This window comes from Pseudomonas sp. PS01270 (genome assembly GCF_029959775.1).
GTDB classification, from domain to species: Bacteria; Pseudomonadota; Gammaproteobacteria; order Pseudomonadales; family Pseudomonadaceae; genus Aquipseudomonas; species Aquipseudomonas atacamensis.
Genome location: NZ_JASCPT010000205.1, coordinates 1 through 5,585 on the forward strand (window position 1 = coordinate 1; position 5,585 = coordinate 5,585).

Consider the following 5,585-nt stretch of genomic DNA (forward strand, 5'->3'; position numbering starts at 1 on the left):
TTCGCGAGCAGGCTCGCTCCCACAGTTGAAATGCACTCTCCTGTGGGAGCGAGCCTGCTCGCGAAAAAGGCAACTCGGTCAAGCAGCCCAAACGCCGGAACGCGCCACCGACGAATCTTCCATTTACACGCGCGCAAATTCCCCCTTACTATCCGGGCACACCGGTCGCCGGGCCTGCCCAGCCGCCGACGCTTTCCGCCAACGGAAACACGCGTTATGAGTACCTCACCACAACAACCGCAAAGGTTGCACGTCTCTGCTGTACGCGCCCACTGCAACAGGGGCCGCGTATGAACCGCATCGTCAATCTGCCCATGGCCCTGCGCCGCTCCAAGCTGCGTCACTCCGCACGCCCGCCGGATATCGCCGTTCCTGCCTGATCGCGTGAGCTGAAACCGCGACAGTCAATTTCCCGATTTTCCTGATATCCCTGCCGGGACACTTACGCCTTTTTGTCGCGTCGTGTCCGGCCGAATCTGCGCGCCTGTGCGGCGCCATCGTGAGTGATTTGCCATGAAATTCGCAGCCATTGAAGACGCACGCCTGTTCCTCGAACACAACCCCGATATCGACATGATCGAACTGTTCATTCTCGACGCCAACGGCGTGCCGCGCGGCAAGCTGTTGCATCGCGAAGAACTGCTCGCCGTGTATGAAAGCGGCCGACCACTGCCGAGCACCATCCTCGGCCTGACCGTACAAGGCGAGGACGTGGAAAACTCCGGACTGGTCTGGGATGTGGGCGACATCGACTGCCGCGCCTATCCGCTGCAAGGCAGTCTGGTACGCCTGCCGTGGCGACAGATTCCAACCGCTGCGGTGCAGGTCAGCATGCACCCGAGCGAGGGCATGCCGGCGAGCATCGCTGACCCTCGGCACCTGCTGATCAAGGTGATCGACGGGCTCAAGGCCGAGGGCTATCACCCGATCATGGCCTGCGAGCTGGAGTTTTATCTGCTCGATGCCAAACGCGATCACAACGGCCGCCCGCAACCGGCGCGGGACGCTGACGGCGGACGACCGCGGCACACGCAAGTCTACGGTTTGCGCGAGCTGGAGCAGATCGAGCCATTCCTCGCCGACCTCTACAGCGCGTGCAAACTGCACGGCATTCCGGCGCGCACGGCGATTTCCGAATACGCCCCGGGGCAAGTGGAAATCACCCTCGAACACGGCGATGCGCTGGAGGCGATGGATCAGGCGGTGCGCTACAAGCGTCTGGTCAAAGGCGTGGCGCACAAGCACGGCATGCAGGCGACGTTCATGGCCAAGCCGTTCGATGATCTGGCCGGCACCGGCATGCACATGCACGTCAGCCTGGCCGATGCCGAGGGGCGTAATTTGTTCGCTTCTGAAGACCCGGCCGGCACGCCGCTGTTGCGCACGGCGATTGGCGGCATGCTTGCCTCGCTGCTCGATTCGCTGCTGCTGTTCTGCCCCAACGCCAACTCCTACCGGCGTTTCCAGGCCAACAGCTACGCGCCACTGGCGCCGACCTGGGGTGTCGACAACCGCACCGTCAGCCTGCGCGTACCCGGCGGGCCGGCGCCGACACGCCACATCGAACACCGCATCTGCGGCGCCGATGCCAACCCTTATCTGGCAGCGGCAGCGATCCTCGCCGGCATTCATCGCGGCATCCGTGAAGAGCTGGATCCGGGGGCACCGGTCGAGGGCAATGGTTATGCCCAGGCGAAAGAACTGCTGCCGACCGATTGGCTGACGTCGTTGCAGGCGCTGGAAAATTCCGCGTGGGCACGGGAGGCGTTGGGGCAGGAATTCCTTGGGGTGTATCTGGCGGTGAAGCGTGCCGAGTATCGGCAGTTCATGGCTGAAGTGGGTGAGCAGGATTGGCGGTGGTACCTGACCGAGGCCTAACGATCCGACACCGAACCTGTAGGAGCGAGCCTGCTCGCGAAGGCGTCATCACATTCAACATTTTGGGTGACTGACACACCGCTTTCGCGAGCAGGCTCGCTCCCACAGGGAATGCACTTCGAACCTGAATTTTTTGTGGACCCCGACATGACCATTCGCTGCAATTCCTACTACACCGCCACCCTCAACCAGGACACCGACTACCCGACCCTGCAAGGTCGGCACAAGGTCGATGTGGTGATCATCGGCGGCGGTTTCACTGGCGTCGCCACTGCCGTCGAACTGGCGGAAAAAGGCCTGAAAGTCGCCATCGTCGAAAGCCACAAGATCGGCTGGGGCGCCACCGGGCGCAATGGCGGGCAAGTCACCGGCAGCCTCTCCGGCGACGGCGCGATGCGCAAGCAGATGCGCGCGAAACTGGGCGATGACGTGGACGATTTCATCTGGCATCTGCGCTGGCGCGGGCATGAAATCATCCGCGAGCGCGTCGAGAAATATGCGATCCAGTGCGACCTCAAACACGGCCACTTGCACGCGGCGTACAAGCCGAGCCACATGGTCGATCTGCGCAAGGATTACGACGAAGCCGTGCGTCGCGGATTAGGCGATGAGGTGAGCCTGCTCGACCGCAGCCAGGTTCGCGACCTGCTGCAAAGCGAGCTCTACCACGGCGCCATCAAGAACACCCGCAACATGCACCTGCACCCGCTCAACCTGTGCATTGGCGAAGCACGCGCAGCCGAAAGCCTGGGCGCGCTGATCTTCGAAAACAGTGAAGTGCTGGAGATCATTCACGGCGACACACCTGGCGTGCGCACCGCCCACGGCCAGATCGACGCCAGTCAGGTGATGCTCGCCGGTGACGTCTATCACAAGCTCGAACCGGGTCAGCTCAAGGGCAAGATCTTCCCGGCCATGGGCGGCATCGTCACCACCGCGCCGCTGGGTGATCTGGCGCAACAGATCAACCCCGAAGACCTCGCCGTGTACGACTGCCGCTTCGTCCTCGATTACTACCGGCTCACCGCCGACGGCCGTTTGCTGTTCGGCGGCGGCGCCAACTACAGCGGCAAGGATTCGCGCGACATTGCTGCGGAACTGCGCCCGTGCATCGAGCGCACGTTCCCGGCGCTAAAAGGTGTGGCGATCGATTACCAGTGGAGCTGCGCGATGGGCATCGTCATCAATCGCATCCCGCAACTGGGCAAGCTTTCGGACAACGTCTGGTATTGCCAGGGCTATTCGGGACACGGCATCGCCACCACGCACATCATGGGCGAGATCATGAGCCGGGCGATCACCGGGCAAATGGAGCAATTCGATACCTTCGCCGCGTGCCAGCACATTCGCGTGCCAATGGGCGACCTGCTGGGCAACCCGTTGCTGGCGGCGGGGATGTGGTATTACCAGATGCTTGAGCGGTTGCGCTGAATTTACTGGCCCTATCGCTGGCAAGCCAGCTCCCACAGTGTCCGTGGCGTACCCAAATTTCATGTACACCGCAAAAACTGTGGGAGCTGGCTTGCCAGCGATGAGGCCATCAGTCCCACCACGAATTCAATCCGGCAACTGCTCCACCACAATCCCCAGCCGCCGATAATCCTCGACATTCGCCCCCGGATGCCGCTCGGTAATCAACGTATGCAGGCGCGTACACGGCGCCACCACAAACGGCTCCACCGCGCCCAGCTTGTCCGCCGTGGTCACCGCAATCACCCGCGTTGCACTGTCGAGCATCGCCTGTTTGATCGGCACTTCATCGAAATGCAGCGAGGTGATCCCCACTTCGGGATGAATCGCACACACCCCGGTAATCGCCAGATCCGCCTTGATCCCCGCCAGCAGTCGCAGCGCTTCCTGACCACTGGCCGACATCGAATGCGGATTCAATTCACCACCCGCCAGAATCACTTTCACGCCTTTGTATTCCGACAGGGCAATCGCAGTCAGCGGTGAGGCGGTCACGGCAGTGATGCGGATGTCGGCGGGTAACGCGCGCGCCACCTGCAACGTGGTCGAGCCGGAATCGAACAGCACAATCTGCCCGTCCTCGATGTGCTGCGCCGCCAATTGCGCCAGACGTACTTTGACCTCGTCGGTCTCATCCAGGCGGGTGAAGTAATCTTTGCCCGAGTCTTTCGGTCGCGGCAGCGCCCCGCCATGCACCCGCTGCACCAGTCCGGCGCTGTCCAGCTCGGCGAGGTCGCGGCGGATGGTGTCTTCGGACACTGCGAAATGCTGGCTCAGCTCGGAGGCCATGACCTTGCCGTCACGTTCGAGAAGCAAAAGGATTTTCTGCCGGCGCAGGGACGGCAATTCGGCGATGGAGTGGTCGTGCATGGTTATGCCTGTTTGTGCTTGTAGTTGCAGGTTTCAGCGACACTAGCGAAAGTCTCAGGCAAATACAAACGCAACGGCTATCAATGCTTTCGATCATTGAAATCAACACGGCGAATTTTTTCTTTGCGCTGCGCCTGTTCACAATGGCCCCACTCTCAAAAGCTCAGGATGAACAGCCCATGAATCTCAACTTCGCCTTCGCCTGCATGATTGTCGTGTCGTTCGCGATTGCCTTGGGCCACGCCTGACCTGCACCAACAACGCCGGGGCAAAATGCAGCAGCACCATCCGGCTCAGATGATGCGTCAGGATAAACACCACATTCAGCCCGCCGCCAAACGCGACAATCGCAATCGTCTCGATCGCGCCCGGCATGTACGCCAGCCACAGCGATAGCGGATCACTGCCCAGCCAGCGCGCGGCCAACTCGGCAAACGCCGCTGCAACGACGATCATCAAGCCGACCGAAACCAGAGCGGTGCGCCCATGCCGCGCCAGTTCTGCGATGCCGAGTCCCTGAAAGCGTGAGCCGATGCGCACGCCAAGAATCAGTGCGGCCAGGTTCAAACTCCACTCCGGCATGTGAAAACCGTGCAGCCATCCCGACTTCACAAATACAGCGGTTATGAGAATCGCGGTAAGCATGAATGGCGCCGGGACGCCGACCAGCAACAGCAAGCGGCCGAGCAATACACTCAGCGCGATGACAGCGAGTGCAGTCAGCGCCATGCCTGTGGTCAACGGATCGCTGGCGACTTCAGCCACCGCTGCTTGCCCGGGAATGAGCAAACTCACCAGCACGGTGATCAACAGCAGTCGCATCAGATGCACGATGATGACTTTGCTCGAATCCTTTTCCGACTCGAGCAAATCGAACACTGCGGCCAATGCGCCGGGATACACCGCCAGCAGTGCATCGGTGCGATTCCAGCCGGCACCGCGTGTCAGCCACCATCCGGCGAGTGCGATTTGTACGGTCAGGCAGATCAGCAACACGCCAAGGCTGGGCAACATCGTCGTCGCCGTTTCGCTATTCCATGCTTCGAACATCAGCCCGGTGGCGATGCCCAGCGTGACCTGGATGTAGCCCAAGCCATAAGGAGTTGCCGGAGCAATGCCGGTTTTGCTGGCAAACAATGCGGTCACCACAATCGAGCCCAGCAGCAAGCCGTGAGGCACGCCTTCAAACTGCAACAACGCGCCGAAACCGGCAGCAAGCAACAAGCACACAATGGATTTCATGGTTCGCCTTCCTGGCTATTTTGTGAGACACCACCATTCCCTGGTAGGAGCTGCCGAAGGCTGCGATCTTTTGGGACGCAGAGCGTCCCCGGCTGCATTCCCACCCAGAGCGTGGGAACGATCGG

Annotated in this window: 4 protein-coding genes; 2 read left to right on the forward strand and 2 right to left on the reverse strand. The window is 61.2% G+C overall.

Going from position 1 to position 5,585, the window contains the following annotated elements; genetic code table 11:
- Window positions 1–513 precede the first annotated feature (513 nt).
- Window positions 514–1,878 (forward strand): glutamine synthetase family protein, encoded by a 1,365-nt coding sequence (locus tag QMX86_RS27085; RefSeq protein WP_282387712.1) that lies wholly within the window; start codon window positions 514–516, stop codon window positions 1,876–1,878.
- 147 nt (window positions 1,879–2,025) lie between these two features.
- Window positions 2,026–3,309 carry an FAD-binding oxidoreductase gene (locus tag QMX86_RS27090; protein ID WP_282387711.1) on the forward strand — a complete coding sequence of 428 codons (1,284 nt, stop codon included), beginning with the start codon at window positions 2,026–2,028 and terminating at the stop codon, window positions 3,307–3,309.
- 126 nt (window positions 3,310–3,435) lie between these two features.
- On the opposite strand, the gene QMX86_RS27095 is transcribed toward QMX86_RS27090, so the two are convergent.
- Both QMX86_RS27095 and QMX86_RS27100 read right to left on the reverse strand, forming a co-directional pair.
- Window positions 3,436–4,218, reverse strand: a complete 783-nt coding sequence (locus tag QMX86_RS27095; RefSeq protein ID WP_252878464.1) for a DeoR/GlpR family DNA-binding transcription regulator — start codon at window positions 4,216–4,218, stop codon at window positions 3,436–3,438.
- Window positions 4,219–4,404: 186 nt separating this feature from the next.
- Window positions 4,405–5,460 (reverse strand): AbrB family transcriptional regulator, encoded by a 1,056-nt coding sequence (locus tag QMX86_RS27100; RefSeq protein ID WP_282387887.1) that lies wholly within the window; start codon window positions 5,458–5,460, stop codon window positions 4,405–4,407.
- Window positions 5,461–5,585 lie beyond the last annotated feature (125 nt).

Excerpts from the sequence above, each read along its gene's own strand:
- QMX86_RS27085 (WP_282387712.1), top strand. The coding sequence starts at position 514 with ATGAAATTCGCAGCCATTGAAGACGCACGCCTGTTCCTCGAACACAAC.
- QMX86_RS27090 (WP_282387711.1), top strand. The coding sequence starts at position 2,026 with ATGACCATTCGCTGCAATTCCTACTACACCGCCACCCTCAACCAGGAC.
- QMX86_RS27095 (WP_252878464.1), bottom strand. The coding sequence starts at position 4,218 with ATGCACGACCACTCCATCGCCGAATTGCCGTCCCTGCGCCGGCAGAAA.
- QMX86_RS27100 (WP_282387887.1), bottom strand. The coding sequence starts at position 5,460 with ATGAAATCCATTGTGTGCTTGTTGCTTGCTGCCGGTTTCGGCGCGTTG.